A 26,074-nucleotide genomic window follows, 5' to 3' on the forward strand; every position below is an offset into this window, starting at 1 on the left:
TCAGCGGTCGCCGCCGCCGCCGCTGATGACGTCGATGGGACCGGTCTCGGCGTCATCGACGGCCGGGTCGTGCGGGGTCCGGCCGTTCAGGCTGCCGGTCTTCTGGAAGGTCCCGTTCTCCTTGTTCTCCCCGTTCTCCCTGTTCTCCTGAGCAGGGGGTTCGGGGGCGAGGCGGGCGGGCAGGCGCAGTTTCCCGCGCACGGCCGCGTAGGCCGCGCCGAAGCCCGCCACCAGGCCGAGCAGCGCGCCGCCGACCGCCCCTTGGAGCTTGGGCGCGAGATCCGCGTCGGGCCCGAGCCGCACCACGTCGTCGAGCTGGACGAACGTGACGGGGTGCGCCTTGAGCTCGTTCTGCCGGTCCTCCAGCTCCTCGCGGAGCCGTTCCTGTGCCGCCGCCAGCACCTTCGTCACCTCGGCCCTGGAGGCGGCCTCGACCTCGACGTAGACGAACGGGCCGGTGGTGCCGACGCCGAGCAGGGTCGGGTTCGTGCGCCCGTCGTCGATGGTGAGCTCGACCGGGCCGTCCTCGGGGGCGCCGACGGACCTGAAGACGTCGGGCGAGTTCATGGCCAGGATGAGGATGCTGGCGGTGGTCCTGAGGTCGTCGGAGAACTGCAGCAGCGGGTTGGTCTGGGCCAGCGGCTTGGTCCGGTCGATCGAGCCGCCGCCCGACGGGGTCACCAGGACCATGGAGGCGCTGGCGACGTACCGCTCGGGCAGGACGAGATATCCCGTGACGGCCAGCGCCGCGGTGAGGACGGCCACCGGTACGGCGACGAACTTGTTGCGGGCAAGACCCAGAATGGCCGTCCAAAATTCCATATATCCCCAGCCCGATTTGCAGCGCAACGGGACGTCGTTCATCCCCCCAGAAATACCGTTCCAATCAGGACATCGCGCCTTTCGACTTGCTTGTTACGTAAGCCGGGCAGATCGCGATATATCCGAGTGGGCATGGACGGGGGCGGGACGCGGCTCGGCGGGCTGGACGGGATTCGCGGCCTCGCCGCGCTCTTCGTGGTCCTGCACCACTGCTGGCTGCTGTCCTTCCCCGGCTTCCCCGCCGACACCGGGCCCGGCTGGGCGGGCTGGCTGCTCTACGGCCACTTCGCCGTCGTCGTCTTCATCGCCCTGTCGGGCTTCTCGCTCGCGGTCTCCCCCGCCCGCTCCGGCTGGCGGCTCGGCGGCCTGCGCCGCTTCGCCCGCCGCCGTGCCTGGCGCATCCTGCCGCCGTACTGGGCGGCGCTGCTGTTCAGCCTGGCGGTCGCCTGGCTGCTGGTGCCGCAGCCCGGCCAGCCCGTCCCGACCGCGAAGACGGTCGTCGTGTACGGGCTGCTGCTCCAGGACGTGATCGGCTCGCCCAGCCCCAACGGCGCCCTCTGGTCGATCGCCGTCGAGGCGCAGCTCTACTTCGTCTTCCCGCTCCTGCTGCTCCTGGTGCGGCGGCTCGGCGCGTGGGCGATGGCGGGCGTGGTCGCCGTCGTGGTGGTGGCGGTGGGGGTGCTGGCCGCGTACGTGCCGGCTGTGGGGCTGCTCATGCGGCTGACCCCGCAGTTCGCGGTGCTGTTCGCGGCGGGCGTGCTGGCGGCCGGCGTGCTCCGGGCGCGGACCCGGCTCCCGCTGCACTGGGCGGCGGCCGGGGCGGCGCTCCCTGTGCTCGTCCTCATCGTGGTCCAGGGCTCGGAGTGGACGGTCGCCAGGTTCTTCTGGGTGGACCTCGCGCTCGCGCCCGCCGCCGGGCTGCTGCTCGCCGCGGTCGCCCTGGGGCGGCCCCGGCCCCTGGTGCGCCTGCTCGACACGCGGCCGGTGCGCACGCTCGGCTCCTTCTCCTACAGCCTCTATCTGGTCCACGCGCCGATCGTGGTCGCCGTGAACCACTTCCTCGTGGCCCCGCTGCTGGAGCCGGGCACGGGCCGGCTGCTCGCGCTGCTGGCGGTGGCCGCGCCGGCGTCGGTGCTGTTCGCGTGGGGCTTCGCCGCGGCGTTCGAGCTGCCGTTCCAGCGCTACCGCAGCGCGGCCGCGTTGCGCGCCCGATTCACGGGGAGGACGCGCACGCCCGCTACCGGCCCGCCCCCAGCAGCCGGGTCGTCGCCATGAGCTTGCGGCCCCTGCGCACGGCCGTCACCCCGTGCCTGCGCAGGTACATCCCGGCCACCAGCGCCCGCCCCCTCCGCCGCTGCGCGGGCGTCAGCCCGACCTCGCCGAGGGCCCGCAACAGCTCCCTGCACTGCAGCAGCAGGGCCACGCGGACCTGCCAGGCGGGCACCCCGAGCTTGCGCGCGATGTCGCCCTGCTGCTGGACCTCCCACTCCCGCCCGGCCAGGATCTCGGGCACGTGGCCCCACGGCCCGGCGAGGGCCATGCGGGCCGCGTAGATCTCGTCCTCGCGCAGCATGGCCCGGCCCCGGTCCACCCGCATGATCCGGTCGCGGCGCATGAGGGCGTAGAGGGGGTCCATGACGAGAGGGTCCTCGTTGAGCACGCGCAGGCACTCGGCGAAGCGGTCCACCGGGTCGTCGGCGAGGTAGCCGGTGCCGGTGTAGGGGGCGGTCCTGGTCGAGCCGTCCGGGCACGCGTACGCCTGCTGCGTGGTGACCAGCAGCAGGCGCTCGTCGGCGGCGAAGACCTCCAGGCAGCGGGAGACGTACGTGGGGGCCAGCCAGTTGTCGTCGCCCGCCCACCGGTAGAACTCGCCCCGCGCCCGCCTGATGGCGTCGGCGAAGTTGGGGAACTGCCCGATGTTCTCCGGCTGCCGGTGGTAGACCACGCGGGGGTCGCTCGCGGCCCAGTCGCGGCAGATCTCCTCGGTGCGGTCGGTCGAGGCGTTGTCGCAGACGACCAGCTCAAGGTTCTGGTGGTCCTGGGCGAGCACCGAGCGGATCGTCCCCTCGATGCGGGCGGCCCCGTTGTAGACGGGGAGCCCCACGGAGACCAGCGAGTCGGCGAAGGACATTCAAGCGCTCCTAGTGACGAGTTTCCTCAGCGCGGCGCCCGGCACCACGACCAGCACGAAGACCAGCAGCCCCGCTCCGCCCGCCACGCCGAGCTGCACGAGCGCGTGCCCGCCCCGGGTGACGCCCTCCAGCACGGCCATGACCGTCCCCGCCGCGACCGCACCCAGGGCCGGGCGCACCAGGCCGGGCAGCACGGGCGCGAGCCGCACCCCCACGCGGTGCAGGACGAACACCGCCATCGGCACCGCGACCAGCACCGCGACCAGGGCGTGCGAGACGGCCGCGCCCCGGATCCCGCCGAGGTGCGCCCCGGCGAGCAGGGCCGGCAGCAGGACGACCGCCCAGCCGAGGTTGAGCCAGACGGTGGTCCTGGTCGCGCCGAGCCCGGTCAGGATGTCCACCGCCAGGTACGAGATGAGCATCCGCACCACCATCAGGACCGCCAGCCAGCGCAGCACCCCGGCCGAGAAGTCCCACCGCTCGCCGTACAGGAACGTGATGAGCGGATGCGCGAGGAAGGCCATCACCAGCGCGGGCGGCAGCACGAACGCCACCATCACCGGCACCGACCTGCGCACCCCCTCCGACAGCGCCGCCGGGTCCTCCGACAGACGGGAGAAGCTGGGCAGCGACACGTAGCGGAGCGCGGTGCCGATGATCCCCGGCACCCAGCTCGACACGTTGAATGCCAGCAGGTAGTAGCCGAGCTGCTCGGCCCCGAGCACGTTGCCGACGATGACGTAGTCGGCGTTCATGAGCAGGGCCTCCAGCCCGAACCCGATCGCCGAAGGGATGCCGATCCGCAGCAGCTTGCCGGCGGTCGCGCGGTCCCAGCCGACCCTGATCGGCAGCCAGCCCCAGAAGAAGATGAGCACGCCGGTGACCAGCGAGGCGGTGACCTGGCCCCAGGCGAAGGCGTACGCGCCCGCGCCGGCGAAGGCCAGGCTGACCGCCACCGCCGCGTTCGCCACGAAGCCGATCATGATGGCGAGCGTGAGCCGGTCCTGCTGGAAGCGCACCAGGAGGGTGGCGCTGCGCACGGCGGTGAACGCCTCGATGAGGACGACCGCGGTGAGCAGGCGCACCACGCCGGTGGCCTCCTCGTTGCCGGACAGCCGCGCGAAGACCGGCGCGAACAGCCAGAACCCGCCGTAGGCCAGGGTGGTGACGGCGAAGTTGAGCACGCTGGCGGTGGGCGCGATGTCCTCCACGCGCCCCCGCCAGTGGATGATCGCCGCCTGGATGCCGATGTCCTTGACGTGCATGACGATCTGCGTCGCCGCCAGCGCCACCGCGTAGACGCCGAAGTCGTCGGCGGCGAGCAGCCGGGCCAGCACCAGCCCCATGGCGAAGGAGCCGGCCCGGGTCACCAGGCTGCCGAGTACGGTCCAGCGCAGCCCGCGGCCCGCCCGGACGCCTACCTCCTCGACACGTTCCGTCTCCTCCATGCGTTCCTTTCCTGTGCGGTCACACCCGTTCGAGCCAGATCTCCCGCCAGAACGGCACGAACTCGCGCGGGCAGTTGAGGCTGTGCAGGCCCTGGCAGACCACGTTCTCCAGCGTCACGCAGGGCGTCTTCATGGCGAGCAGCTCGCCGGTGCGCTCGTCGACGCAGCGCTCCACCACCGTCTGGACGCGGGTGACGGTGCCGCAGTAGCGGGCCATCTCCTCCTCGAAGCCGAGGCCGCGGTTCTCCATGCGCTCGTTGAGCGTGGCCATGATCTCGTCCTTGGACCGGACGCGGACCAGCTCGCCGGGCTTCAGGTCGAGCGTCGCCGTCGGCGTCCGGCCGCGCAGGGCGGGCTTGAGGAAGCCCCAGCGGCGTCCTTCCTTCAGCCGCAGCCGCGGGGGCAGCACCCGCGTGCTGACCGCCTGGATCCGGTTGAAGCCGCCGATCAGCAGGGCGTGCAGGGTGCGGAGCAGGCCGGCATTGCCGGTGCGCACGTCGGCGACGTACTGGCCCATGCTGCGCACCGGCAGGCAGGCAGGCGCGGCCCGCAGCAGCTCGGTGGCCTGGCAGGAGTAGTGGTCGGGCCGGTCCGGCTTGCGGGTGCCCACCTCCAGCAGGGGCAGCAGGCGCGGGTCCGCGGCGTTCCGCGCGGGCGTCTCGCCGACCCGTCTGATCCAGGCGTCCTTCCAGTACATCGAGCAGTTCGTCTGGCAGCCGCCGTGGGCCGAGCCGTCGCAGCGCGCCCCGGTCAGGTGCACGGCCCGCTCCATCCGGCGCAGCCCGGTCCTGGTCTGGGTGTCGCACAGCTTGTGCGCGACCTTGTGCACGGTGAGGCGCCTACCGCAGTAGGCCGCCATCTCCGGCATGAAAGGCAGGCCGTCGAGCTCGCCGCGCTCGTCCAGGGTGGCGCGGATCTCGGCCTCGCTCCGCACTTCCACCACGTCACCGACCTTGAGGTCCATCAGGCCTTCTCCTTCAGCAATCCGGCGTCCAGCAGTGAGTCGGCCGCCGCCTTCACGGCGGCGAACGGCAGTCCGGAACGATCGGCGATGTCGAGCAGGCCATGCTCCCCGTCTGACAGGTTCAACACCCATAACATCGCCATCTGGGCCTGTTTCGTGTCACTCCGGCCGCCCAGAGATCCGTAGAGCCCGCGGCGGCCGAGCTGCGGCTCGCCGTACGGGCTGAGGTTGACGTACGTGCGCTCGTGCTCCAGCACCTCGACGACCCGCGTGAGGGCGTCGAGGGTGTCCTCCATGGCCTGCGGAGTCACGAAATCCGGGTTGTCCCCCGAGGTGTGATATTCCGGGTATCCCGCGTACGGCGTCCTGGTCAGGCTGCCGAACGGCAGGTCGAAGCCCGGCGAGCAGAACTGGCGCTCGTCGTAGCCGTACGGGGAGAACTCCAGCACCTCGTGCGGCCGACCGCGCAGCACGTGCGTGACCGCCCGGTCGATGAGCGCGTCGCCCCGCCGGCTCCGCTTGTACGTCAGCGCCCCCGGATCCCCCGCGCAGGCCAGCGTCAGCCCGGCCGCCACGCGGTGCAGGCGCGACCGGTTGCGCGCCAGCCAGGTGATCGCCCCGATCGTGCCGGGCGCGAACAGGAACCGGTAGGTGTAGCGGGGCTCGCGCAGCCGCAGCGCGAGCGCCACGGCCACCGCGATGCCCGCCAGGTTGTCGTTGGCGAGCGACGGGTGGCACACGTGGCAGGAGATCATCACCTCCTCGGGGAGCCGGCCGGGGACGACGTACTCGCCGTAGGTCAGCGCCCCGGGCGCGAGGGTCGAGTCGATGCGCACCTCGAAGGGGCCGTCCTCGTCGCGCAACCGGTCGAGGGCGTCCTGGCTGAGGCAGAAGCCCCACGTCTCGGCGTAGTAGCTGGTCCGGTACGGCACCAGCCCCGGCTGCTCGGGCAGCGTGTGCAGCCGCGGGCGCAGCTCGGCCAGCGAGTACGTCCCCGACACCGGCACGCTGTAGCCCACGACGTGCAGGTTCGACTCCCGGAAGTCGATCACTCGCCGCCCGGAGGCGTCCTTGACGTAGGCGTCGCGGATGTTCCACTCCTTCGGCACCGTCCAGTCCAGGACCTCGCTCCCGGTCGGCATCTCCCGGACGGCCAGCGGCAGGCGCTCGCCGATGATCGCCAGGGTGCTCCTGACGCCGTCGCCCGTGATGCTGCGGCACAGGGGGTAGAGCCGGCGGACGAGCTCGTGCATCTCCTCGCCGGTCACGGCCGGAGCCCGGCGTCGATCGTGCCCGCCGCGCGCCGGTCCGACAGCCGGGCCAGCCGGGTGTAGCGCCGCTCGAAGTCGTGCTTGGTGAGCCCGTACGTCCGGTACGCCGTCACCAGCTCCTCCGCCCCGGCCTTGACCGACCAGCCGGCCTCGTAGCCGGGCAGCGCCCGCCGGATGCGCGAGAAGTCCACCCGGTAGGAGCGCGGGTCGCCGCCGCTCTCGCCGGTGATCGTCAGCTCCGCGCCCGGCACCGCCGCCGCCACCTCGTCGGCGATCTGCCTGACGGTCACGTTGTTGGCCTCGGTGCCCACGTTGAACGCGCGGGCGTGCACGGCCTCGCGCGGCGCCTCGATCGCCCGCAGGAACGCCTCGGCGATGTCGCGGGCGTGCACCAGGGGCCGCCACGGCGTGCCGTCGGAAAGCACCCGCACCTCACCGGTCAGCACCGCGTGCCCGGCCAGGTTGTTGAGCACGATGTCGGCCCGCAGCCGGGGCGAGAACCCGAACGCGGTGGCGTTGCGCATGAACACCGGCGAGAAGTCGTCGTCGGCCAGCTCCGCGAGGTCGTCCTCCACCCGGACCTTCGACTCGGCGTACGGCGTCACCGGCCGCAGCGGCGCGTCCTCGTCCACCAGCGCGTCCCCGCCCGAGGCGCCGTAGACCGAGCAGGTGGAGGCGTAGACGAACCTGCGCACCCCCGCCTCGCGCGCCAGCCGGGCCAGCCGGACCGAGGCGTGGTGGTTGATGTCGTAGGTCAGGTCGGGCGCGAGCGAGCCGAGCGGGTCGTTCGACAGCGCCGCCAGGTGCGCGACGGCGTCGATGCCGGTCAGCGCCTCGGCGGGGACGTCCCGCAGGTCCACGGCGTGTCCCGGGGGGTCGGCGGGAGCCGGCCCGAGCAGGCAGTCGGCGAACAGGCCGGAGTCGAGGCCGATCACCTCGTGCCCCGCCTCGGCCAGCACCGGGGCCAGCACGCTGCCCAGGTAGCCCTGGTGGCCGGTCAACAGAATCCGCAAGATCAGCCTCCGGAGGCCAGGTCGATGACGATCTTGTTGGTGTGGAACGCCTCGGCGTACCTGGCGCCGCACTCGACGCCGCGGACGCGGGCCAGGCCGAGGAAGGTCTCCCGGTCGTACCAGGGGCGGTGCCGCTGGGAGGGGTAGTGCTGCTGGAGCAGCCGCACTTTCGCCTCGGCCGTCTCCGGGTCGAGCGGCTGGTAGACGGAGGGGCGGCCGAGGTCGCCGTCCCACTTCACGATCTCGTAGCCGAGCGCGAGGCAGCCCCGCCAGACGGTCGGCACGAGCTCGGCGAGGCCGCGGTGGTCCTGGTGGGCGTCGCCCCGCCAGGGGGCGAGGATCAGGCCGGGCGCGGTGCGGGCGCGCAGGTCCTCCAGGGCGTTCTTGGCCTCGTCCCAGTGGGCGGGCAGCCGGCCGTCGGGCAGCTTGAGCACCGTGACGGCGAGGTCGGCCCCCGGGCAGAACGCCGCCAGCGCGGCCCGCTCCTCGTCCTCCCGCCCGGTGCCGCCGCCGGACAGCACCAGCGCGTCCACCCGCAACCCGGGGCGGCCGGCGCAGAGCGTGAGCAGGGTGCCGCCCGCGCCGATCGCGAGGTCGTCGCAGTGCGCGCCGAGCGCCACGACCGCGTCGAGCCCGGCCGGGCGCAGGCCCGTCATCTCTCCCACAGCGCCCACGGGCGTTCGCCCCTCGCCCAGGCGCTGTCCAGCTCCAGGCGCTGGTTCACGGTGTCGCTCGGCCGCCAGTAGCCCCGGTGCGGGTACGCGATCAGCCGCCCCCGCTTGGCCAGCTCGGCGCAGGCGTCCGCGACCAGGTCGCCGTCGCGTGGAAGGTGCTCGAAGACCTCCTGGCGCAGCACGAAGAAGCCGCCGTTGACCCAGAGCGGCAGCTCGGCCACCGGCGTGATGGCCCCGACCTGCCCGCTCTCGCCGACGTCCACGACGTGGAAGGTGTTGGTGGGCGGCACGACCATCATCGACGCCCCGGCGTCGGCGGCGGCGAAGCGGGCGATGATGTCCGGCAGCGGGGCGTCGGTGAGCACGTCCGCGTAGTTGGCGAGGAACATCTCGTCGTCGCCCAGGAACGGGCGCACCCGGCGCAGCCGCTCGCCGATGGTGGCGTCGAGACCGGTGTCGATCAGCGAGATCCGCCAGTCGGAGATGTCGGTCGACAGCAGCTCGACCCGCCCGTCCCGCAGCACGAAGTCGTTCGAGCCGGTCTCCTGATAAGTCAGGAAGAAGTCCTTGATGTGCTGGGCCCCATGGCCGAGGCACAGGATGAACTCCTTGTGCCCGAAGTGCGCGTAGTAGCGCATCACGTGCCAGACGAGCGGGCGCGGGCCGACGAGCTGCATCGGCTTCGGCATGGTGCCCCCGGGTAAGTCGCTGCGCATGCGGGTGCCGCGCCCGCCGCAGAACAGCACGACCTTCATCCCACGACCTCCAGGCTCGGGATGGGGAAGACCAGCCGGCCGCCCCACTCGCGGACGTACGAGAGCTGCTCGACCAGCTCCTCGCGCAGGTTCCACGGCAGCACCAGCACGTAGTCCGGCCGGTCGGCGGCGATGCGCTCCGGCGGGTGGACCGGGATGCGCGAGCCGGGCGTGAACCTGCCGTGCTTGTACGGGTTGCGGTCCACCGTGTACGCCAGCAGGTCCGGCCGGACCCCGCAGTAGTTGAGCAGCGTGTTGCCCTTGCCCGGAGCGCCGTAGCCGACCACCGTCTTCCCCGCGTCGGCGGCGTCGATGAGGAAGCGCAGCAGGTCGCGCCGGACCTTGGCCACGCGGGCGGCGAAGTCGGCGTACCCGGACAGCTCGTGCAGCCCGGCCGCCTTCTCCCTGGCGAGCACGTCCACCACCCGCTGCGACACGGGCGCCTCCTCGGGCTGCGCCCACAGCCTGATCGAGCCGCCGTGCGTCGGCAGCAGCTCCACGTCCACCAGGTGCAGCCCGCCGCTCGCCAGGGCACGCTGGGCGGAGGCGACCGTGTAGTACTGGAAGTGCTCGTGGTAGATCGTGTCGAACTGGTTGAGCTCCACCAGCGTCAGCAGGTGCTGCACCTCGATCGAGACCCGGCCGCCGTCGGCCACCAGCGCCCGCAGCCCCTCCGTGAAGCCGGCCACGTCGGGGACGTGCGCGTAGACGTTGTTGGCCACCACCAGGTCGGCCGGCCCGTGCCCGGCCCGCACCTGCCGCCCGGTCTCGGGGGTGAGGAAGCCGGTGAGCGTCGGCACGCCCTTCTCCGTGGCGGCCCGGCCGACGTTGGCCGACGGCTCGATGCCGAGGCAGCGCACGCCCCGCTCGACCACGTGCTGGAGCAGGTAGCCGTCGTTGCTGGCCACCTCCACCACGAAGTCGCCCGGCTGGAGCCCGGCACCCTCGACGAAGCGGCGCGCGTGCTCCACCCAGGAGGTCGAGTAGGAGGAGAAGTAGGCGTACTCGGTGAACGTCTCCTCCGGCGTGATCAGCGGCGGGAGCTGGGCCAGCCAGCAGCTCGTGCAGACCCGCAGGTGCAGCGGGTACGTCGGCTCCGGCGCGGCGAGCCGGTCGGCGGTGAGGAACAGCTCGCACGGCGGGGTCGCGCCGAGGTCCACCACCCCCGCGAGCTCGTCCGCGCCGCACAGACGGCAGGTCGTCACCTCGGTCGTCATCTGAAGATCCCTCCCAGGGCTCGTGCGCCGGAGCGGTGGTCTGGCATGCTGCGTTCGTGGATCAGCTCTCGATCGAAGGCTCGTGGCTCTTCACCCCTCGCGTGCACGCCGACCCGCGCGGCGCCTTCCTGGAGGCGTTCAAGGCCGCGGAGCTGCCGCACCCGCTCGGCGTGGCCCAGGTCAACTGCTCCGTCTCGCGCGCCGGCGTGCTGCGCGGGGTGCACTTCGCGGACGTGCCGCCGGGCCAGGCCAAATACGTCACCTGCGTGTCCGGCGCCGTCCTCGACGTGGTCGTGGACCTGCGCGCCGGCTCCCCCACCTTCGGCCGCTGGGAGTCGGCGGTGCTGGACGACGAGACGCGCCGGGCGATGCTCGTCGCCGAAGGGCTGGGGCACGCGTTCATGGCGCTCAGCGAGCAGGCCACGGTCGTCTACCTGTGCTCGGCGACCTACAACCCGGCCGGGGAGCACGGGGTCAACCCGCTCGACCCGGACCTCGGCATCGAGTGGCCGGCGGGGCTGGAGCCGGTGCTGTCGGAGCAGGACGCCGCGGCGCCGTCCCTCGCCGAGGCGCTGGCGGCCGGGCTGCTCCCCGACTACGGCGCCTGCCGGGAGTTCTACGCCACGTTGCACTGACGGCTCCCCACCAGCACCGGCCAGGCGGCGTGCAGCGCCTCGCGCCAGTGGCGGATCGGCTCGCCCCTGCGGCAGGCGAGCACGCTGTTGGCCGGGCGGCGGGCGGGCCTCGGGAAGTCGGCGGTCGGCACCGGGCGCACCCGCTCGGGGTCCGCGCCGAGCAGCGCGAAGATCTCTCTGGCGAAGCCGTGCCAGCTCGTCTCGCCCGCGCTGGTCGCGTGGTAGACGCCGGGCGGCATGTCCGCGCGGGCCAGCCGGACGAGGCTCACCGCCAGGTCGGCGGCCCACGTCGGCTGGCCGCGCTGGTCGTCCACGACGTCCACGCAGGGCCGCTCCCCGGCCAGGCGGATCATCGTGCGGACGAAGTTGGTGCCGCGCGCGCCGTAGAGCCAGGCGGTGCGGACGACGTACTGGCCGTGGTCCAGGGCGGCGCGCTCGCCCGCCAGCTTCGTGCGGCCGTAGGCGTTGAGCGGGCCCGTCGGGTCGTCCTCCCCGTAGGGCCCCGCCGCCGCCCCGTCGAAGACGTAGTCGGTCGACACCTGCAGCAGCCGCGCGCCGGCTCCCTCGCACGCCTCGGCCAGCCAGCGCACCGCGTGGCCGTTGACCGCCAGCGCCTCGGCCTCGTGGGTCTCGGCGTCGTCCACGGCGGTCCAGCCCGCGCAGTTGATCACGGCGCCGGGCCGGTAGGCGGCCACGAACTCGCGCACCGCGCGCCGGTCGCGCACGTCCAGCTCGGCGCGGCCGAGCGCGAGCACCGGTTCGCCGGTGCTGGTCAGCCGGTCGAGGACGTCGGCGGCCAGCATGCCGCCCGCACCCGTGATCAGCCATCTCATCGGTCCCACCAGTCCCGGTGCTCGGCGTACCAGCGGACGGTGTCCTTGAGCCCCTGCTCGAACGGGACCTCGGGACGGTAGCCGAGCGCCCGCAGCTTGCGGTCGTCCAGCGAGTACCTGCGGTCGTGGCCCTTGCGGTCGGCCACCTGCTCGACCAGGTTCCAGCCACGGCCGCACGCCTCCAGCAGGCGGCCGGTCAGCTCCCTGTTGGTCAGCTCGGCCGTGCCCGCGATGTGGTAGACCTCGCCGGGCGCGCCCTTCTCGGCCACCAGGCGGATGCCGGCGCAGTGGTCGCTCACGTGGATCCAGTCCCGTACGTTGCCGCCGTCGCCGTAGAGCGGCACCTTCTCGCCGCGCAGCAGCCGCGTCACGAACAGCGGGATGATCTTCTCCGGGTACTGGCGGGGGCCGTAGTTGTTGCCGCAGCGGGTGATCGAGACGTCCATCCCGTACGTGACCGCGTACGCGTGCGCGACGAGGTCGCCGGCCGCCTTCGAGGCCGCGTACGGCGAGCGCGGCCGGACCGGCGCCGACTCGTCCCACGAGCCGACGTCGATGGAGCCGTAGACCTCGTCGGTGGACACCTGCACCACCTTCGGCACCCCGGCCTCCAGGCACGCCTGGAGCAGCGTCTGGGTGCCGAGCGCGTTGGTGCGCATGAACTCGGCCGCGCCCGCGATCGAGCGGTCCACGTGGGACTCGGCGGCGAAGTTGACCACCAGGTCGTGGCCGGGCACGACCCGCGCGAGCAGGCCGGCGTCGCAGATGTCGCCGTGGACGAACTCGTGCCTGACGCCCTCGAGATTGGCCCGGTCGCCGGCGTAGGTGAGCTTGTCGAGGACGGTGACGTCCATGGCGTGGAGGCTTCGGGCGAAGTGCGAGCCGATGAACCCCGCACCCCCCGTCACCAGGACTCTGGTCATGTGGAGATCTGTACCTTGCTGTGATCGCCGAGCACCAGACGGTGAGCTCGGGGCGTGTTGGGCGCGGGGGTGACCTCGGCGTCGTGGCCGATGAGCGAGAACTCCACGCGGCCCACCCCCGAGATCGAGGCGCGGGGCATGACGATGGAGTAGGCGATCTCGGCGTCGGCGAGCACGCAGTCGGCCCCGAGCGAGGTGGAGGGGCCGACGTAGCTGTCGCGGACGCGGGCGCGCTCGCCGATGATCGCCGGGCCGACCACGCGGGAGCGCTCGACCGTCGCGCCGCGCTCGACGACGACCCGGCCGACCAGCTCGCTGGCCGCGTCCACATAGCCGTCCACGCGCGGCTCGACCGACTCCAGGACCAGCCGGTTGACCTCCAGCATGTCGGTGACGTTGCCGGTGTCCTTCCAGTAGCCGGAGATCACCGAGGAGTCCACCCGCAGCCCGGCCTCGATGAGCCACTGGATGGCGTCGGTGATCTCCAGCTCGCCCCGCCAGGACGGCTTCAGCTCGGCCACGGCCGCGTGCACCGCCGGGCTGAACAGGTAGACGCCCACCAGCGCGAGGTCGCTCTTCGGCCGCTCGGGTTTCTCCTCCAGCCCGATCACCCGGCCAGCGGCGTCCAGCTCGGCCACGCCGAACTGGCGGGGGTCGCCGACCCGGGTGAGCATGATCTGGGCGGACGGCCGCTCCCGCGCGAAGCGCTCCACCAGGCCGTTGATGCCGCCCACCACGAAGTTGTCGCCCAGGTACATCACGAAGTCGTCGTCGCCGAGGTAGTCGCGGGCGATCAGCACGCCGTGCGCCAGCCCGAGCGGCGCCTCCTGCCGCAGGTACGTCACCTCCAGCCCGAACGCCGACCCGTCGCCCACGGCCGCCTCGATCTCGGCGTAGGTGTCGCCGACCACCAGCCCCGCCTCGGTGATCCCGGCGGCCGCGATGGCCTCCAGGCCGTAGAAGAGCACCGGTTTGTTGGCGACCGGCACGAGCTGCTTGGCCGAGGTGTGCGTGATCGGCCGAAGCCGTGTGCCCGACCCCCCGGCGAGCACGAGTGCTTTCACCGCTAGTACGCCCCTTCTCCACGGGTGACGACGGACCAGGTCTTCCACAGGATCTGCAGGTCGAGGATGAGCGACCAGTTCTCGACATAACGCAGGTCGAGCCGTACGGACTCCTCCCACGTCAGGTCGGAACGGCCGCTGACCTGCCAGAGCCCGGTCATACCCGGCTTGACGACGAGGCGGCGGCGCACGTCGGTGCCGTACTCGGCGACCTCGCGCGGCAGCGGCGGGCGCGGGCCGACGAGCGACATCTCGCCGCGCAGGACATTGAGGAGCTGGGGCAGCTCGTCGAGGGAGTATTTCCGGAGAAAGGCCCCCACGGCGGTGATCCTTGGATCGTTCCGCATCTTGAACAGCACTCCGTCGAAGTCGTTCGCGCCGAGCAGCGTGTCCTTCAGCCGCTCGGCGTCCACGACCATCGTCCGGAACTTCACCAGGCGGAACTCCGCGCCGCCCTTGCCCACCCGCGTCTGGTGGAAGAACGCCGGGCCGGGGCTGGTGAGGCGGATCAGCAGCGCGATGCCGAGCAGCGGCAGGGCGAGCAGCAGCAGCGCGAGCGCCGCCACCAGCCGGTCGAAGACGGTCTTGACGAGCTGCTTGGTGCCGTCGAACTCGGGGTGCTCCACGTGCAGCAGCGGCATCCCCGCGACCGGCCTGATGCTGATGCGCGGCCCCGCCACGTCGAGCAGCGCCGGCGCGACGAACAGGTCGGTACGCGCGGTCTCCAGGCTCCACGCGAGCCGGCGCAGCGCCGCGCCGTCCAGCTCAGGGCAGGCCAGCACGGCCACGGCGTCGGCGCGCTCCCGCTCGGCCACCCGCGCCACGTCCCCGAACGTGCCGAGCACCGGCACGCCGTCGAGGTCGGCGTCGAGGTCGTGGTCGGGCGGCAGGCAGGCGCCCACGACCCGCATGCCGTGGTACGGCTGCCGCCTGAACTGGATGACCAGATCGATGATCGACTCGCGGTGCCCGACCGCGATGACCTGGCGCATGTAGTCGCCGACGGCCCGCTTGCGGTGCAGGCGTTTGCGCATGCGGAAGCGGAAGCCCAGCGTGGCGGCGAGGGCCAGCGGCAGCATCGCCATCACGAAGCTGCGGGCGATCACGGTCTGCGTGGCGTAGGCCATGATGGCGACGGTGGCCATCAGCCCGACGCCGCCGTTGAAGACGGACTTGAACTCCTCGGTGCCCTCGCCGTTGGCGCGCTGGCGGTAGGCGCCGCCCATCGCGAGCGCGAGGGGCCAGCCGGCGACCAGGCCGAACCCGAGCAGATACTCCACCCAGGGGACGAACGCCCCGCCCAGCAGCCGTGCGCCCAGCACGCAGACGCAGGCGAGCAGCGCGCACGTCGTGTCCCCGTACAGCAGCAGCCGCAGGTACGCCCGGGTCCAGATGCTGGACGCGCGGCGTGGCGCGGCTTTGAGGAGCACGACAGCGGACTCCCCGGTCCCCACCCTCATAACACCACCCTGTGAACTTCGTGCTCCCTGATAACCCGACGCACCAATCACCACATGGGTTGACAAAACCCCCTCTTAAGGGCGGCGGCCCCCACTAAAGATTAAAGATCGGCTCCGACATGGGGAATGGCATCAAACGTCCACAATCGGACGTTTGATGGGGACGCCGAGGGGTTGACGGAACGCTCCATTTGGTGCAGCGGTCCACAAGAGGGATTTAGGAGGTTTACGGCGACATTTCGACAGATGGCCGGTTTAGCGAACGCGCTAGTCGTATTCGAGGTCGGGCAGCGCCGACGGCGGATCCGGGCTGCGCCACACCACCACGACGCCGTCGTGCGCGGAGTCGGCCGCGAGCGTCAGCCGGTCGAGGTCGAAATCCGGCAAATAACGCAGGCGGGCAAGAAACGTCGCATCCGTGGCGGAGCGGGGCACGACACAACCTTCGCCGTCGCGATCGAGCAAAACGAAAAGGACGTCCTCACCGGGCTCGGTGACGACACGAACCTCGACGACGTCCTCCCACGCGAGGGCCTCGACGCTCCCGTCCGCGTAGTGACGGGTGACGCCCTCTTCCGTGACATACACGTAAGAGTCCGGCATCGGATTGCCGTGCATGGCCGCGATTCTTGCGAGTTCCATGGCCGTCCCGCAAGGGTTCGCGCGCATTGGCGCATGGAGCGATTTCCCGGCGTCAGGCGCCGCCGCCCCAGGAGTGGCTGAGGTGCGCGGCCACCGCCGCCCTCGCCTCCTCGGCGGTGCCGCCGGCGATGGCGTCCAGCAGGGCTTGGTGCTCGCGGACGAGCACGTCCCGGTCCTCGTACACCTCGCGCAGGCGGACCAGCCCGAGCCGGGTCTCGGCCGCCAGCACGCCGTAGAGCCGTTCGAGCCGCGGGCTGCCGACGGCCTCGATCAGCGCCTCGTGCAGCGCCATGTGCTCGGCCACGCTCTCCGACCAGAGCGCCTCGGCGGGCAGCGCCGCCATGCGCCGCAGCGCGGCCTCCGCCGCGGGCACCCGCCGGCCGGCCATCGCCCGCGCCATCAGGTCCTCCAGCGGGCGGCGTACGTACATGAGGTCGTCGAGGTCCGCGAGCGTCACCTCGGGGACGTAGGCGCTGCGGTTGCGCTCCCGCCTGAGCAGCCCCTCGTGCACCAGGACGGCCAGCGCCTCGCGGACGGTGGGCCGCGCGACCCCGTAGGAGGCGGCCAGCTCCTGCTCGGGGAGCGGGGTGCCGGGCGCGATCTCACCCGAGAGCACCCTGCTGCGCAGGGCGTCGGCGAGCGCCCCCACGGTGGAGACGGGTTTGAGGGGCATCGTCACGCCTGCGACTCTAACGCTCCCCCACGCCTGGGGCTCCCACTTCCGCCGGTACGCGGACCTCGGGCCGCGCCGCCCTCTCGGGGATCGCCACCGCGGCCAGGCTGAACGCGAGCAGCACGAGCCCGGCGACCGACACCGGCGCGAGGCGCTCGCCGAGCACCACCACCCCGAGCAGCGCGGCCACGGCGGGCTCGGCGAGGGCGAGTGTGGCCGCCGTGGCGACCGGCGTGCTGCGCAGCCCCCGCCCGTACAGGAAGTAGGACAGCGCCGTCGTCCCCAGGCCCAGGTAGAGCACCGCGAGCAGGCCGCGCGGCTCCCAGCCGACGCCGCCGTGGACGACGAGCACCGGCAGCATGATGAGCGCCGCGCCGCCGAACATGACGCCCATGACCGCGTTCGACTCGCCGCCGTCGCCGATGGCGCGGGCCGCCATGACCGCGTAGAAGGCGTAGAGCAGGCCGCCGAGCAGCGCGAACAGCACCCCGGACACCACCTGTCCGGAGGCCGGCCCGCCCGCCGAGACTCCTCCGCCCACTATCAGGGCCGCGCAGCCGCAGATCGCCGCGGCCGTGGCCGTCGCCCAGCGGCGGCTCGGCCGCCGCCTGTGCAGCAGCCAGGACAGCAGCCCCGTGAAGACGGGCCCGCTGCCGATCGCCACCACGGTGCCGATCGCGACGCCCGTCCGCGCCACGGCGGCGAAGAAACAGAGCTGGTACGCCGCCACCGCCACGGCCCCGAGCAGCAGCCCCGGGCTCAGCACCCGCCGCATCCCGGACCCGGCCATCAGCGCCAGGGCCGCGCCGCCGACGACGAGCCTGGCGGCGGCGAGCGCGACGCTGTCGGCCGAGACGAGCAGGCCCGCGGTGCCCGCCGTCCCCCAGAGCACGGCGGCGGCGACCACGGCGAAAGGTCCGTTCCTCATGTCCTACATTGTCAGACAATCAGACAATGAAGTCCAATGAATCATGGGACGGGGTTCAGGCGATCTCCTCCAGCAGCCGGTCGATCGTGCGGTTCGCGGCCTCGGCGACGTCGCCCGCGTAGTCGTCGAGCGCGTCGAGCGCGGCCCCGATGTCGGGCAGGGTCTTACGCGGCAGGTCGAGCAGCGTCTCGCTGTCGGCGGTCATCGAGCCGTCGGCGGTGATCGAGCCCTGGACGTGGAAGACGTCGCCGCCGGCTGCGATGGAGACCTCGAAGCGCACCTCGCGGCCGTCGGGCAGCACGAAGGCGATGCCGACGCGGACGCCGGCCGGCGGGAAGAAGGTGGAGATGTGCTCGTGCCGGACGAAGGGGTGCCGTAAGTCGGCGAAGATCTCCACCGTCCGGCTCAGCGCCGCCAGGAGGCCGGCCGCGGCCAGACTCTCGCTGTCCACCAGAAAAGGGTAGATCAGCGCCCCTTCCCCCGCGACCGACGGAGATCACCCGGACTGCACCCGTTGCCCGATGGGGTGGGTCGCCAGGAAGTCGGCCACCATCTGCTGGGACGCGGTCAGGCACCACGCCTCGGTCACGAGCTCGAACAGCTCGTCGGCGTCGATGCGGTCGAGATGCACGACCACCCATCCGAAGCGCCCCGCGGTGAACTGCACCTCGAACACCTCGGGCCGTTCGGCCACCAGCGCGAGCTGCTCCTCGACGGTGGCCTTGAGCCCGACCGTCTCGGTCTTCTCCCACAGGTAGCCGAAGCCCTTGTCGCGCACCTTGACGCCGATCCACTCGCCGCCGTGGCTCAACTTGACCCCGGGCAGCTCGTCCAGCATCTGCAGGAACTCATCGACGCTCACAGCCATGCCGCCTGTCTACCAGAGCCCGCCGACAACTCCGGTGGCCGGTGAACCTGGGCGGCTCAACCGGGCCTCAACAGGCCCTCAACATGATCGCTCCTACCTTCCTCTCGTGATCTCACGGGCCTTCCGAAGGAAAGGAGAACAACGGATGCGATCCCTCAAGACGCTGGTGGTGGCGATCCTGACCACCATCGGGATTCTCGCGGTCCCGGCCCTCGCCCAGGCCGCCCCGGCCGGTCCCGCCCTGCGCGGCGCAGCGGCGCAGTCGACGTTCGGGCACACCGCCGCCTCGGTGGAGACCGTCGCCCTGACGGCGGCCGTCCAGGGCAAGCCCAACCCTTGCAAGAGGTTCAAGAGCAACTTGAAGAAGTGGCTGATCTGCCAGGGCATCATGAAGGCCGGCGGCATGTGGCTGTGGAACCAGCTCGAAAAGATCGCGAAGAAGGGCTGGAACCACTTCAGGAACCACCCGACGGTCAAGAGGTACGTCGGCAAGCACGCACGGGGTCTCTATTGCATGCTCACGCTGAAGTGCTGACAGTCGACCGAGCGGGTCCACCTGAGTGACCCGCCCCGCGGGACGGTGGCCCCGTCGAGAGGGTTTCCCCGCCTGCCTCCCCGACCCGCGCAGGGTCGGGGAGGCACTCCACGTTGTCGGAGTCCGGCGGGCGAGATCGGGTGCCGGCGCCGCACCTGCTGACCAGCGCGATCAGGTCGGAAAAGGTTCACTCGTAATATCGGACCTCGATGACATTGCCGTCGGGGTCGGCGAAATAAATCGTCTCGGGCGCGATTCCGCGCGCGCCGAACGAGTTCGTTCCGGTCCCGGTGACCTCGACCTCGTTCTGTTTGAGCCGCACCTGGAGCGCGTCGAAATCATCGCGATTCACGGCCAGGCAGAAGTGGTTGAGCGGGTGCCCCGCCGTGCCCCGCACCCCGGTGCCCTCGTCCACGCCCCTGGCGCTCTCGTACGGCATGAGGTCGAGGATCGTCTCGGACGCGACCCGGACGCTCGGGAACCCCGCCCTGCCTTCTCGGAACTCCTCGGCCCGGACCCCGGGCAATCCGACCACCCGCTCGTAGAAGCGCAGCGAGGCGGCCGGGTCGGCGACCCAGCAGACGAGATGGTCCAGGCGTGCCTCCATGAATGAACCTCCTTGCTCCCAATATCGTCTTCCTTATTCACCCTGTCCACCTGCGCGGCGTGAAAATGGCGGCTTAACACGGCGTTCACGGGAATGACGAAGAAAATTGCCACGGAAGCCGCCCGATGAAGCAATTACCGGCGGCCGTGAACACACGTCGATATGTCCTGACCAATATGGCCGCCTATTTCCAGCCAGATGTGGCTTTCGAAAGTTTCGGTCGGGCGGCGGTCGTCCCCTGCCTGCCCGCTGACCTCAGTATGGACGAGGAAACTTTCATCTACCAGCCCCGGAACCGGCCAGGCCGGCCTCGTGTGTTCCGAAATATTTCAGACAATAATTGACACATTTCGTACCGCTTCGCACACTGACCGTCGGTCCACCCGGAAGGAGAGCACGGTGGCCATCTCTTCGGGTCGCGCCAGGCTCCGCGCGGCGGTCGCCGGCACGTCCCTCGCCGCCGCGGGGTTGAGGACGAGGGCGCCGGCTGCGCGATGCCCAGCCTCCCCGACGCGGGCTCCCTGCCTGCCGTCTCCCGGCTTCCCAATCCGTTCAGCAACACCGGCGCCTCGGCCATGACCGGCTGGACGGTCACCTTCATCCTGCCCGCCGGCCGCACCCTGACCGGCTCGTGGAACGGCGCCGTCACCGTCTCCGGCCGGACCGTTACGGTGCGGAACGCCGCCCACAACGGCGCCCTCGCCCCGGGGCCGCCACCACGTTCGGCTTCCAGGCCACCCGGCCGAACGGCGACACCGCCCATCCCTCCGGCTACACCTGCTCCTGACCCCCGCCTGCCCTGTCACCGGGAATGCCAAGGCTTCTCCCGGTGATAGAGCAAGCATGACGACTATCGCTTTCATCGGCAGCGGACACATCGGCGGCACCGTCGCCCGGCTCGCCGTCGCGGCCGGATACGACGTGGTGCTCAGCAATTCACGCGGCCCCGAGACGTTGGGCGACCTCGTCGGGGAGCTCGGCCCGAAGGCGCGGGCGGCCACGGCGGCCGAGGCCGCGGCGGCCGGCGACCTGGTGGTGGTGAGCATCCCGCTGAAGGCGTACCGCGAGGTGCCGGTGGAGCCGCTCGCCGGCAAGACCGTCCTCGACACCAACAACTACTATCCGGAGCGCGACGGGCACTTCCCCGAGCTCGACGACGACTCGACCACGTCGAGCGAGCTGCTCCAGCGGCACCTGCCGGAGTCGCGGGTGGTCAAGGTCTTCAACAACATCTTCTTCCGGCACCTCGGGGCGCTGGCCCGGCCCGCCGGGGCCGCCGACCGCAGTGCCCTGGCGATCGCCGGCGACGACGCGGCGGCGAAGGAGGAGGCGGCCGCGTTCCTCGACGCGATCGGCTACGACGCCGTGGACGCGGGGGCCCTGGCGGAGGGGCGGCGGTTCCAGCCGGGCACCCCCGTCTACGGCGGCCCGTACGCGGGTGACGCTGCCGACTTCTGGGAGTCGCCCGGCGTGCCGGCCTCCGCCGAGACCATCCGATCCGGCCTCGCCGCCGCCGGCCGCTGAGGCCCCGGCAGCCCGTACGATGGCGCGATGACCATTCAGGTGATCGTTCTCAACGGCGGCTCCAGCTCGGGCAAGACCACGATCGCGCGGTCCCTTCAGACGGTCCTGCCGGACCCGTGGCTCTTCTTCTCGGTCGACACCATGGTCGAGGCGCTGCCCCCCGCCCTGCGGGACTCCGACGCGGGCGTCTCTTTCGCCCCCGACGGCAGCGTGGTCGTCGGACCGGAGTTCAAGATCATCGACGGCGCGTGGACGGCGGGCATCGCCGCGATGGCCCGCGCGGGCGCCCGGGTCGTCGTGGACGACGTGTTCATCGGCGGCCCGGACTCCCAGGAGCGGTGGCGGCAGGCCCTCGCCGGGCTCGGCGTGCTGTGGGTCGGCGTACGCTGCGACCCCGCGGTCGCCGCGGCCCGCGAGGCGGCCCGCGGCGACCGCCCTGCGGGCATGGCCGCGTCCCAGGCGACGACGGTCCACGAGGGCGTGTCGTACGACCTGGAGATCGACACCTCCCAGACGGACCCGCTGGACTGCGCCCGAGTCGTCGCCGCCCACCTCGCGTGACCTGGCAGGACCTGCTCAGAGCTGCTGGGTGAGGTTGATCAGGTTGCCGTCCGGATCGGTGATGTGGGCGACCCGGTGGCCCCACGGCATGTCGTTGGCCGGCCCCCGCACCTTCCCTCCGGCCGGCTCGACCAGCGGCAGCAGCTTGTCGACGTCGGGCACGAACACCGCCACGATGACCCGGCCCGGCGGAACCTCGACCCCCGGCATGTAGGCGAGCAGCCCCAGGCGGACGTCGCCGAAGCGGAGCTCCACGGAGAACGGCCCGTCGTCGCCCGGCACCCGCATGTGCTCCTCCGCGCCGAACAACTCGACGTAGAAGGACTTCGACCGCTCAAGGTCGGCGGTGCACAGGATGGGCTGGATGGCGTACGTGCTCGGCTGAGTACTCATGCCCTCTTAGACCGACTTCCGCCCCGAAAATCATCGCTCCGCCCGTCTTTCGAAGACCACTCAACCTCACCCCCGAGGGATCGCGGTCCTGCACGAACTGAGCGCGAGCACCCCCATCGCCACAACCCCCGCGCCGCCCTCTTGGAGGATCAGGTGCCACCATTGCGACGAAGGTAGGGCCCGAAAGTCGAGCCGGTGCACGGCAGACGCATTCCTGTCCCACTCAAAGCATCCACGATGTTTCCGGCAGCGACTTCGCTCAGCTTTCCGTCCTGAACCGCACAGGCAAGAAGCCATACGGTGCCGTGGACCTCCAGTCCATGCGCCCGCCCCACGGCCACGGCTCCCCGATTGTCGGTGATGGCGGTCCCCCCATGCAGTTCGGTCGCGGAGAACACGCTGGCCTCCCCCAGATCGCGCTCCGAAGATCCGATCCGCTGCACCCACTTGGCAAAACACTTGATCTCTTCCAGAGAATCGAGCCTTGCCAGCCCTAGCCAGTCCGCGTCGAGCACGGCCTGCAGAAGCGGATACGCCTCCACTCCCGCTCGTATCTCTTCCCGCACAACGTGCGTGGTCAAGCACGCGGTGCCGACCAGAAGATCACGCAGTACGTCCAAGCGCTCCGCGCGAGCGAAATGATTCAGGCACATGGCGTCGAACACCAAGAGGGGGTCCGGCTCAGCGCTGCTCACAGGTCGAGGTCCCCATCATCACGCGCCGGCAGATCGGCGGCCACGATCTGGCCTCGCATGAGTTCGACCGCCCGAGACTCCGTGATGAGCGATCTCTTGTAGCACTCCATCACCGCGTGCGCGAAGCGCGGAGGCACCCGAACCGTTTCCAGGTCGGGTTGAGGCGTCCATCCCACCGCTTCCATCAGTTCCCCGCGTGTCGGGTTTCGCCGGCGTAGCTCTCTGGCGGCGCTCCTGTCGATGACTTCGGCTACGACGGCTTGCCGCACCGTCAATGACCAGGAGGTCCTGAAACGCGCGGCCAAGATCACCAAATCCTCGCGCTTCGCCCTCTCACCCGAGGCAGCAACGCTGCGCACTGCCGCGGCCGGAAGAAGAAGCTCCGCGGCGAACGCATCGATGATCGCTTCTCTTTCGTCACGAGAAACATGGATGCCTATGTCCGTGGAGTACTCGTCCCCGACGACCAGATGCCCCAGCTCGTGAGCCGCGGTCGCGCGCCGGCGGCCAGGATCGCCATGCCTGCTGACGACCGCCACGGCGAGATCGTCCTCGATGAGAGAGGCGCCTTCACCGGGCACCTCGACCACCGCGACCAGTTGCCCGAGCCGTTCGCAGACACCCATGAGCGAATCGATGGGCTCGTTGCCGTGACCGAGGCGCTCGCGTACCCAGGCGGCGGCGCGCCTGGCGCCCAGCGTGTCCCGGACGTCCTCCGGGCAGCGTTCGATCGGAGGAGGATCGAACACTCCCAGCTCGACGAGCTGCCGGATATCGGCCAGCCACGCCGAGAGAGCCACTTCCAGCCGATGAGATTGGCGCGTCGCATCCGTCACGGTGTCGTCGGTCAGCTCTGCTCGGCGAGATACCACCGATGGCGGCGAATCGAGGAAATATCCCAGAGGCACCTGAAGAACCGCTGACAGCTTGGCGAGTTCGAGCGCGTCGACACGGCGAATGCCTCGCTCGATCTTCGCAATCATGGTCCGGTCGAGCTTCAGCGCCGACGCCAGCTCCTCCTGGGACATGTCGGCAGCCATACGGCATTCCCGCACCCGCTCACCGATGTCCAGCCACTCGCCCGGATCCTTCATAGTGCGATAATCGCACGAGCACCAGGAGCAGGCGAGGCGGAAAGCCGAATCTTGACCATTGTCACGGTGACCGCCTTCCGTCCCCTTGCCATGCCTACGCCCCTGCATGGGACATTCGGTCTGCGAGTCCACCACCATCTGATCTCGCGCCCATCCGAGAGCAGCTGCCGGTATCGCGCTCGTCGATGCCATCTGGAGCACCAGCGAATATGATCCTGGCCGTCCGAGGGTCTCGCGGTCCCTGGACCAGCCCTCCTCCATCTCTTCGCCTGCGCAGTGACCTCGGGCGCCATGCCCTTGGTGGCGGTGGGGGCGGCTGAACGGCGAGGATTGTGATCAGAAACCGTCTCACTCGGCTGGTTCCATCGCCTCGACGAGGACGGGCGCGTCCTGGAACGAAGACGAGAGGGAGTCTTTCGTGACGGAGCTGATCAAGAGCCTGGTGGACGCCATCGAGACCGATCTCGGGTGGTGCCTCGTGGCAGACCTGGCCGCTCTGCACGGACAGGACCAGGCTCCGTGGGATGGCGCCTGGAAGTCGACGGCGACCATTCCAGGGGCCGCAATTGGCCGTGATGGCCTGGTGCTGGAGACGGTGCGGCGTACCCCGGCGTACATCCGCTTCGAACTGTGGACCGGCGAGCCTCCTTTGCCGGAACCGGTCTGGGAAGACGCGTGGACCGGGGAGATCTATCTGCGGTCAGGCAGGATCACCCTTCAGGACTACTACGAGGAAGGCTACGAACAGCAGGTTTTCGACCTGGGGCGACCCGACTCCGTGTGGGCGGCTCGCGTGCAACACAAGCGTCTGGACAACGACAGGGAGCCGGATTTTCCTCGCGACCTGTACCAGGTGGACATTTACCGACTTCAATTCTGGCGACACTTCCGACTTACCGGTGACGCAGGTAGCGCCCGCCCAGCACCCCGTACCAGATCATGACCGGCAGGTGGAGTGCGTACCCGAGCTGCTCCAGAGCCACCGGCGGCCCGCCCGTCCCGGTCGTCCACGGAAGGACGGCCGCGGCCGCGCCCGAGAGCGCGGCGGCCGCACCGGCGACGCGGAGCCCGGCCGGCATCGGGAGGCCGGCCGCCGCCGCGGCGGTCGCGGCGACCCACAGCAGTCCGGCCAGGTTGACCGCCCATTTGGCGGTGAGCAGCACCGCCCAGGCCACGGTGGCGACCGCCGGGGCGGTGGGGCGGGCGGCCAGCTGGGTCAGCGCCAGGTTCCCCGCGTCGTGAAGCAGACCGGCCAGCCCGGCGGCGGCCAGCAGCCCGCCGGCCAGCGTCACCAGGTGCGGTTCCGGTGCCCGGGCGGAGCGGGCGGACATCACGAGCCCGGCCGCGGTCAGCGCCAGCCAGCCCAGTACGTCGAAGGCCAGCTCGGTCAGGTGCAGCCCGGGCTGCTCGCCCACGGCGGCCAGCGCGGCGCCGGGGTCGGCCGAATTCAGGGTCAACCCCGATGGCACCACGATGGCCGCACCGGCGATCATGGCCACCAACGAGGTCAACAGCAGGACACCGGTGAGCCGGTTCCGAGGGTTCGCATCGGTCATGGACGGTGACGGTAGGACCTTGCCGCAGGGACAAAGTCAACCTGCCGCGGAGAGGAGCCAGGGATGTGGCGGATCGGGCAACTGGCGCGCATGGTCGGCGTGTCCGAACGAACCCTGCGCCACTACGACAAGATCGGACTCCTGCCGCCCGCCGCCGTAGACCGATCCACCGGCTACCGCCGCTATGGCGTGGCCGAGCTGTCGCGATTGGAACGCATCCGCGGCCTGCAGCGCCTCGGCCTGCCGTTACGCCAGATCGCCGACCTGCTGGACGCGCCCGAGACGCAGCTGCGACAGGCCCTGGCCGAGATCGTGACGAGCATCAGGCACGACATCGCCGCCCTCACCGCCGCCGCGGCTCATGCCGAGGACCGCCTGACCACCCCGATGTCGATCCTGCCCCAGGAAACCACGCTGGGCTCACGCCGCCTGCGCGTACGCCGCGTGCGTCTCGACCACCCGTCCGAGCTGGCCGCGCTGTGCCCGGCGCCGCCGGCGACCCTGCTGACCTGGCTGCGCGGGGAGCCGACCGGCGGGTTCACGGCGGCGGTGAGCACCGATCGCGATGGCGGCGAGCAGCTCACCCTGCCCGCGCGCGCCGCCGTACGGGCCGTCGTCCCGCCCTCGACGGACGTGGTCCGGGCCGGGCGGGACCTGTTCGGCTGGCTGCGCCGCCACCACCTCGCCATCACCGGCCCTACGGTGGAAGAACACCTCGTCGACGCCGACGGCGCCCACGCCGTGGTCCTTGAGGTATCCGTACGCCGGCCCTCGCCGTCCTGAGCGC

Annotated in this window: 31 protein-coding genes; 8 read left to right on the forward strand and 23 right to left on the reverse strand. The window is 71.1% G+C overall.

Annotated features, from left to right (window positions below):
- Complete coding sequence (locus ABD292_RS16875; RefSeq protein ID WP_344208198.1) at positions 1 to 822, reverse strand: GumC domain-containing protein; 822 nt, start codon at positions 820 to 822, stop codon at positions 1 to 3.
- A 132-nt stretch (positions 823 to 954) separates the two neighbouring features.
- On the opposite strand from ABD292_RS16875, the gene ABD292_RS16880 reads away from it, so the two are divergent.
- Positions 955 to 2,097, forward strand: a complete 1,143-nt coding sequence (locus ABD292_RS16880; protein ID WP_344208199.1) for an acyltransferase family protein — start codon at positions 955 to 957, stop codon at positions 2,095 to 2,097.
- Here ABD292_RS16880 and ABD292_RS16885 read toward each other — a convergent pair.
- Genes ABD292_RS16885 through ABD292_RS16920 form a run of 8 tightly spaced genes read right to left on the reverse strand, consistent with a single transcriptional unit; the run spans position 2,060 to position 10,296 of the window.
- Complete coding sequence (locus ABD292_RS16885; RefSeq protein WP_344208200.1) at positions 2,060 to 2,953, reverse strand: glycosyltransferase family 2 protein; 894 nt, start codon at positions 2,951 to 2,953, stop codon at positions 2,060 to 2,062. The two genes, ABD292_RS16880 and ABD292_RS16885, sit on opposite strands and share 38 nt — an antisense overlap.
- Positions 2,954 to 4,402 (reverse strand): oligosaccharide flippase family protein, encoded by a 1,449-nt coding sequence (locus tag ABD292_RS16890; protein WP_344208202.1) that lies wholly within the window; start codon positions 4,400 to 4,402, stop codon positions 2,954 to 2,956. It abuts the gene before it with no gap.
- Positions 4,403 to 4,421: 19 nt separating this feature from the next.
- A complete protein-coding gene (locus ABD292_RS16895) occupies positions 4,422 to 5,366 on the reverse strand; it encodes a hypothetical protein (protein ID WP_344208203.1) in 945 nt (314 codons plus the stop codon).
- The gene (locus ABD292_RS16900) at positions 5,366 to 6,619 is read right to left on the reverse strand and encodes a DUF4910 domain-containing protein (RefSeq protein WP_344208204.1); all 1,254 of its coding nucleotides are present in this window, start codon (positions 6,617 to 6,619) and stop codon (positions 5,366 to 5,368) included. The genes ABD292_RS16895 and ABD292_RS16900 overlap by 1 nt, the downstream gene beginning before the upstream one ends.
- Before the next feature lie 11 nt (positions 6,620 to 6,630).
- Entirely contained in the window at positions 6,631 to 7,650 is a 1,020-nt protein-coding gene (locus ABD292_RS16905; RefSeq protein ID WP_344208205.1) for an NAD-dependent epimerase/dehydratase family protein, read from the reverse strand.
- Between the two features lie 2 nt (positions 7,651 to 7,652).
- The gene (locus ABD292_RS16910; RefSeq protein WP_344208206.1) at positions 7,653 to 8,324 is read right to left on the reverse strand and encodes a PIG-L deacetylase family protein; all 672 of its coding nucleotides are present in this window, start codon (positions 8,322 to 8,324) and stop codon (positions 7,653 to 7,655) included.
- Positions 8,303 to 9,079, reverse strand: coding sequence for a sugar phosphate nucleotidyltransferase (locus tag ABD292_RS16915; RefSeq protein WP_344208207.1), 777 nt, complete (start codon positions 9,077 to 9,079; stop codon positions 8,303 to 8,305). The genes ABD292_RS16910 and ABD292_RS16915 overlap by 22 nt, the downstream gene beginning before the upstream one ends.
- Positions 9,076 to 10,296, reverse strand: coding sequence for a methyltransferase domain-containing protein (locus ABD292_RS16920; protein WP_344208208.1), 1,221 nt, complete (start codon positions 10,294 to 10,296; stop codon positions 9,076 to 9,078). The genes ABD292_RS16915 and ABD292_RS16920 overlap by 4 nt, the downstream gene beginning before the upstream one ends.
- 56 nt (positions 10,297 to 10,352) lie before the next feature.
- Here ABD292_RS16920 and ABD292_RS16925 point away from each other — a divergent pair, with 56 nt between their 5' ends.
- Positions 10,353 to 10,931, forward strand: a complete 579-nt coding sequence (locus ABD292_RS16925) for a dTDP-4-dehydrorhamnose 3,5-epimerase family protein (protein ID WP_344208209.1) — start codon at positions 10,353 to 10,355, stop codon at positions 10,929 to 10,931.
- Here the strand turns inward: ABD292_RS16925 and rfbD are convergent.
- The 9 genes from rfbD to ABD292_RS16970 all read right to left on the reverse strand — a co-directional run bounded on the left by rfbD (position 10,913) and on the right by ABD292_RS16970 (position 18,292).
- Positions 10,913 to 11,764: a dTDP-4-dehydrorhamnose reductase gene (gene rfbD / locus ABD292_RS16930; RefSeq protein WP_344208210.1), complete on the reverse strand. Its 852-nt coding sequence runs from the start codon at positions 11,762 to 11,764 to the stop codon at positions 10,913 to 10,915. The genes ABD292_RS16925 and rfbD overlap by 19 nt on opposite strands.
- Positions 11,761 to 12,687 (reverse strand): dTDP-glucose 4,6-dehydratase, encoded by a 927-nt coding sequence (rfbB, locus tag ABD292_RS16935; protein WP_344208211.1) that lies wholly within the window; start codon positions 12,685 to 12,687, stop codon positions 11,761 to 11,763. The genes rfbD and rfbB overlap by 4 nt, the downstream gene beginning before the upstream one ends.
- Positions 12,684 to 13,751, reverse strand: coding sequence for a glucose-1-phosphate thymidylyltransferase (locus ABD292_RS16940; protein WP_344208213.1), 1,068 nt, complete (start codon positions 13,749 to 13,751; stop codon positions 12,684 to 12,686). Before ABD292_RS16940 ends, rfbB begins: the two co-directional genes overlap by 4 nt.
- A gap of 2 nt (positions 13,752 to 13,753) precedes the next feature.
- Complete coding sequence (locus ABD292_RS16945; protein WP_344208214.1) at positions 13,754 to 15,211, reverse strand: sugar transferase; 1,458 nt, start codon at positions 15,209 to 15,211, stop codon at positions 13,754 to 13,756.
- Positions 15,212 to 15,478: 267 nt separating this feature from the next.
- Positions 15,479 to 15,829: a hypothetical protein gene (locus tag ABD292_RS16950; RefSeq protein WP_344208216.1), complete on the reverse strand. Its 351-nt coding sequence runs from the start codon at positions 15,827 to 15,829 to the stop codon at positions 15,479 to 15,481.
- Between the two features lie 76 nt (positions 15,830 to 15,905).
- Positions 15,906 to 16,526: a GntR family transcriptional regulator gene (locus ABD292_RS16955; RefSeq protein WP_344209077.1), complete on the reverse strand. Its 621-nt coding sequence runs from the start codon at positions 16,524 to 16,526 to the stop codon at positions 15,906 to 15,908.
- A 16-nt stretch (positions 16,527 to 16,542) separates the two neighbouring features.
- A complete protein-coding gene (locus ABD292_RS16960) occupies positions 16,543 to 17,454 on the reverse strand; it encodes a DMT family transporter (protein WP_344208217.1) in 912 nt (303 codons plus the stop codon).
- Positions 17,455 to 17,509: 55 nt separating this feature from the next.
- Positions 17,510 to 17,905: a hypothetical protein gene (locus tag ABD292_RS16965; protein ID WP_344208218.1), complete on the reverse strand. Its 396-nt coding sequence runs from the start codon at positions 17,903 to 17,905 to the stop codon at positions 17,510 to 17,512.
- Between the two features lie 45 nt (positions 17,906 to 17,950).
- Positions 17,951 to 18,292: an MmcQ/YjbR family DNA-binding protein gene (locus ABD292_RS16970; RefSeq protein WP_371251551.1), complete on the reverse strand. Its 342-nt coding sequence runs from the start codon at positions 18,290 to 18,292 to the stop codon at positions 17,951 to 17,953.
- 175 nt (positions 18,293 to 18,467) lie between these two features.
- Here ABD292_RS16970 and ABD292_RS16975 point away from each other — a divergent pair, with 175 nt between their 5' ends.
- Positions 18,468 to 18,857 (forward strand): hypothetical protein, encoded by a 390-nt coding sequence (locus ABD292_RS16975; RefSeq protein ID WP_344208220.1) that lies wholly within the window; start codon positions 18,468 to 18,470, stop codon positions 18,855 to 18,857.
- 187 nt (positions 18,858 to 19,044) lie between these two features.
- Here ABD292_RS16975 and ABD292_RS16980 read toward each other — a convergent pair whose 3' ends face one another.
- The gene (locus ABD292_RS16980; RefSeq protein WP_344208221.1) at positions 19,045 to 19,464 is read right to left on the reverse strand and encodes a VOC family protein; all 420 of its coding nucleotides are present in this window, start codon (positions 19,462 to 19,464) and stop codon (positions 19,045 to 19,047) included.
- A gap of 575 nt (positions 19,465 to 20,039) precedes the next feature.
- Here ABD292_RS16980 and ABD292_RS16985 point away from each other — a divergent pair.
- From ABD292_RS16985 to cpt, 3 genes are read left to right on the forward strand one after another with little or no spacing between them, the layout of a single operon-like run.
- Positions 20,040 to 20,297 (forward strand): cellulose binding domain-containing protein, encoded by a 258-nt coding sequence (locus tag ABD292_RS16985; RefSeq protein WP_344209079.1) that lies wholly within the window; start codon positions 20,040 to 20,042, stop codon positions 20,295 to 20,297.
- A 10-nt stretch (positions 20,298 to 20,307) separates the two neighbouring features.
- The gene (locus ABD292_RS16990; protein ID WP_344208222.1) at positions 20,308 to 20,988 is read left to right on the forward strand and encodes an NADPH-dependent F420 reductase; all 681 of its coding nucleotides are present in this window, start codon (positions 20,308 to 20,310) and stop codon (positions 20,986 to 20,988) included.
- Positions 20,989 to 21,015: 27 nt separating this feature from the next.
- The gene (gene cpt / locus ABD292_RS16995; RefSeq protein ID WP_344208223.1) at positions 21,016 to 21,549 is read left to right on the forward strand and encodes a chloramphenicol phosphotransferase CPT; all 534 of its coding nucleotides are present in this window, start codon (positions 21,016 to 21,018) and stop codon (positions 21,547 to 21,549) included.
- A 15-nt stretch (positions 21,550 to 21,564) separates the two neighbouring features.
- Here cpt and ABD292_RS17000 read toward each other — a convergent pair whose 3' ends face one another.
- From ABD292_RS17000 to ABD292_RS17010, 3 genes are all read right to left on the reverse strand, one after another.
- A complete protein-coding gene (locus tag ABD292_RS17000; protein WP_344208224.1) occupies positions 21,565 to 21,942 on the reverse strand; it encodes a VOC family protein in 378 nt (125 codons plus the stop codon).
- A 149-nt stretch (positions 21,943 to 22,091) separates the two neighbouring features.
- On the reverse strand, positions 22,092 to 22,637 hold the full coding sequence (locus ABD292_RS17005; protein WP_344208225.1) for a PIN domain-containing protein: 546 nt from the start codon (positions 22,635 to 22,637) through the stop codon (positions 22,092 to 22,094).
- Positions 22,634 to 23,731, reverse strand: a complete 1,098-nt coding sequence (locus ABD292_RS17010; protein ID WP_344208226.1) for a helix-turn-helix domain-containing protein — start codon at positions 23,729 to 23,731, stop codon at positions 22,634 to 22,636. The genes ABD292_RS17005 and ABD292_RS17010 overlap by 4 nt, the downstream gene beginning before the upstream one ends.
- A gap of 418 nt (positions 23,732 to 24,149) precedes the next feature.
- On the opposite strand from ABD292_RS17010, the gene ABD292_RS17015 reads away from it, so the two are divergent.
- Positions 24,150 to 24,674, forward strand: a complete 525-nt coding sequence (locus ABD292_RS17015; RefSeq protein ID WP_344208227.1) for a hypothetical protein — start codon at positions 24,150 to 24,152, stop codon at positions 24,672 to 24,674.
- On the opposite strand, the gene ABD292_RS17020 is transcribed toward ABD292_RS17015, so the two are convergent.
- Complete coding sequence (locus ABD292_RS17020; RefSeq protein WP_344208228.1) at positions 24,625 to 25,287, reverse strand: hypothetical protein; 663 nt, start codon at positions 25,285 to 25,287, stop codon at positions 24,625 to 24,627. The two genes, ABD292_RS17015 and ABD292_RS17020, sit on opposite strands and share 50 nt — an antisense overlap.
- 63 nt (positions 25,288 to 25,350) lie before the next feature.
- On the opposite strand from ABD292_RS17020, the gene ABD292_RS17025 reads away from it, so the two are divergent.
- Positions 25,351 to 26,070, forward strand: coding sequence for a MerR family transcriptional regulator (locus ABD292_RS17025; protein WP_344208229.1), 720 nt, complete (start codon positions 25,351 to 25,353; stop codon positions 26,068 to 26,070).
- Positions 26,071 to 26,074: the final 4 nt, after the last annotated feature.

Source organism: Nonomuraea bangladeshensis (assembly GCF_039529455.1).
Lineage (GTDB): Bacteria > Actinomycetota > Actinomycetes > Streptosporangiales > Streptosporangiaceae > Nonomuraea > Nonomuraea bangladeshensis.

Bases quoted from the DNA above. Each gene is read 5' to 3' on its own strand.
- ABD292_RS16875 (WP_344208198.1), bottom strand. From the start codon at position 822: ATGGAATTTTGGACGGCCATTCTGGGTCTTGCCCGCAACAAGTTCGTC.
- ABD292_RS16880 (WP_344208199.1), top strand. From the start codon at position 955: ATGGACGGGGGCGGGACGCGGCTCGGCGGGCTGGACGGGATTCGCGGC.
- ABD292_RS16885 (WP_344208200.1), bottom strand. From the start codon at position 2,953: ATGTCCTTCGCCGACTCGCTGGTCTCCGTGGGGCTCCCCGTCTACAAC.
- ABD292_RS16890 (WP_344208202.1), bottom strand. From the start codon at position 4,402: ATGGAGGAGACGGAACGTGTCGAGGAGGTAGGCGTCCGGGCGGGCCGC.
- ABD292_RS16895 (WP_344208203.1), bottom strand. From the start codon at position 5,366: ATGGACCTCAAGGTCGGTGACGTGGTGGAAGTGCGGAGCGAGGCCGAG.
- ABD292_RS16900 (WP_344208204.1), bottom strand. From the start codon at position 6,619: ATGCACGAGCTCGTCCGCCGGCTCTACCCCCTGTGCCGCAGCATCACG.
- ABD292_RS16915 (WP_344208207.1), bottom strand. From the start codon at position 9,079: ATGAAGGTCGTGCTGTTCTGCGGCGGGCGCGGCACCCGCATGCGCAGC.
- ABD292_RS16920 (WP_344208208.1), bottom strand. From the start codon at position 10,296: ATGACGACCGAGGTGACGACCTGCCGTCTGTGCGGCGCGGACGAGCTC.
- rfbD (WP_344208210.1), bottom strand. From the start codon at position 11,764: ATGAGATGGCTGATCACGGGTGCGGGCGGCATGCTGGCCGCCGACGTC.
- rfbB (WP_344208211.1), bottom strand. From the start codon at position 12,687: ATGACCAGAGTCCTGGTGACGGGGGGTGCGGGGTTCATCGGCTCGCAC.
- ABD292_RS16945 (WP_344208214.1), bottom strand. From the start codon at position 15,211: ATGAGGGTGGGGACCGGGGAGTCCGCTGTCGTGCTCCTCAAAGCCGCG.
- ABD292_RS16950 (WP_344208216.1), bottom strand. From the start codon at position 15,829: ATGCACGGCAATCCGATGCCGGACTCTTACGTGTATGTCACGGAAGAG.
- ABD292_RS16955 (WP_344209077.1), bottom strand. From the start codon at position 16,526: ATGCCCCTCAAACCCGTCTCCACCGTGGGGGCGCTCGCCGACGCCCTG.
- ABD292_RS16960 (WP_344208217.1), bottom strand. From the start codon at position 17,454: ATGAGGAACGGACCTTTCGCCGTGGTCGCCGCCGCCGTGCTCTGGGGG.
- ABD292_RS16970 (WP_371251551.1), bottom strand. From the start codon at position 18,292: ATGCTGGACGAGCTGCCCGGGGTCAAGTTGAGCCACGGCGGCGAGTGG.
- ABD292_RS16975 (WP_344208220.1), top strand. From the start codon at position 18,468: ATGCGATCCCTCAAGACGCTGGTGGTGGCGATCCTGACCACCATCGGG.
- ABD292_RS16980 (WP_344208221.1), bottom strand. From the start codon at position 19,464: ATGGAGGCACGCCTGGACCATCTCGTCTGCTGGGTCGCCGACCCGGCC.
- ABD292_RS16985 (WP_344209079.1), top strand. From the start codon at position 20,040: ATGACCGGCTGGACGGTCACCTTCATCCTGCCCGCCGGCCGCACCCTG.
- ABD292_RS16990 (WP_344208222.1), top strand. From the start codon at position 20,308: ATGACGACTATCGCTTTCATCGGCAGCGGACACATCGGCGGCACCGTC.
- cpt (WP_344208223.1), top strand. From the start codon at position 21,016: ATGACCATTCAGGTGATCGTTCTCAACGGCGGCTCCAGCTCGGGCAAG.
- ABD292_RS17000 (WP_344208224.1), bottom strand. From the start codon at position 21,942: ATGAGTACTCAGCCGAGCACGTACGCCATCCAGCCCATCCTGTGCACC.
- ABD292_RS17010 (WP_344208226.1), bottom strand. From the start codon at position 23,731: ATGAAGGATCCGGGCGAGTGGCTGGACATCGGTGAGCGGGTGCGGGAA.
- ABD292_RS17020 (WP_344208228.1), bottom strand. From the start codon at position 25,287: ATGACCGATGCGAACCCTCGGAACCGGCTCACCGGTGTCCTGCTGTTG.
- ABD292_RS17025 (WP_344208229.1), top strand. From the start codon at position 25,351: ATGTGGCGGATCGGGCAACTGGCGCGCATGGTCGGCGTGTCCGAACGA.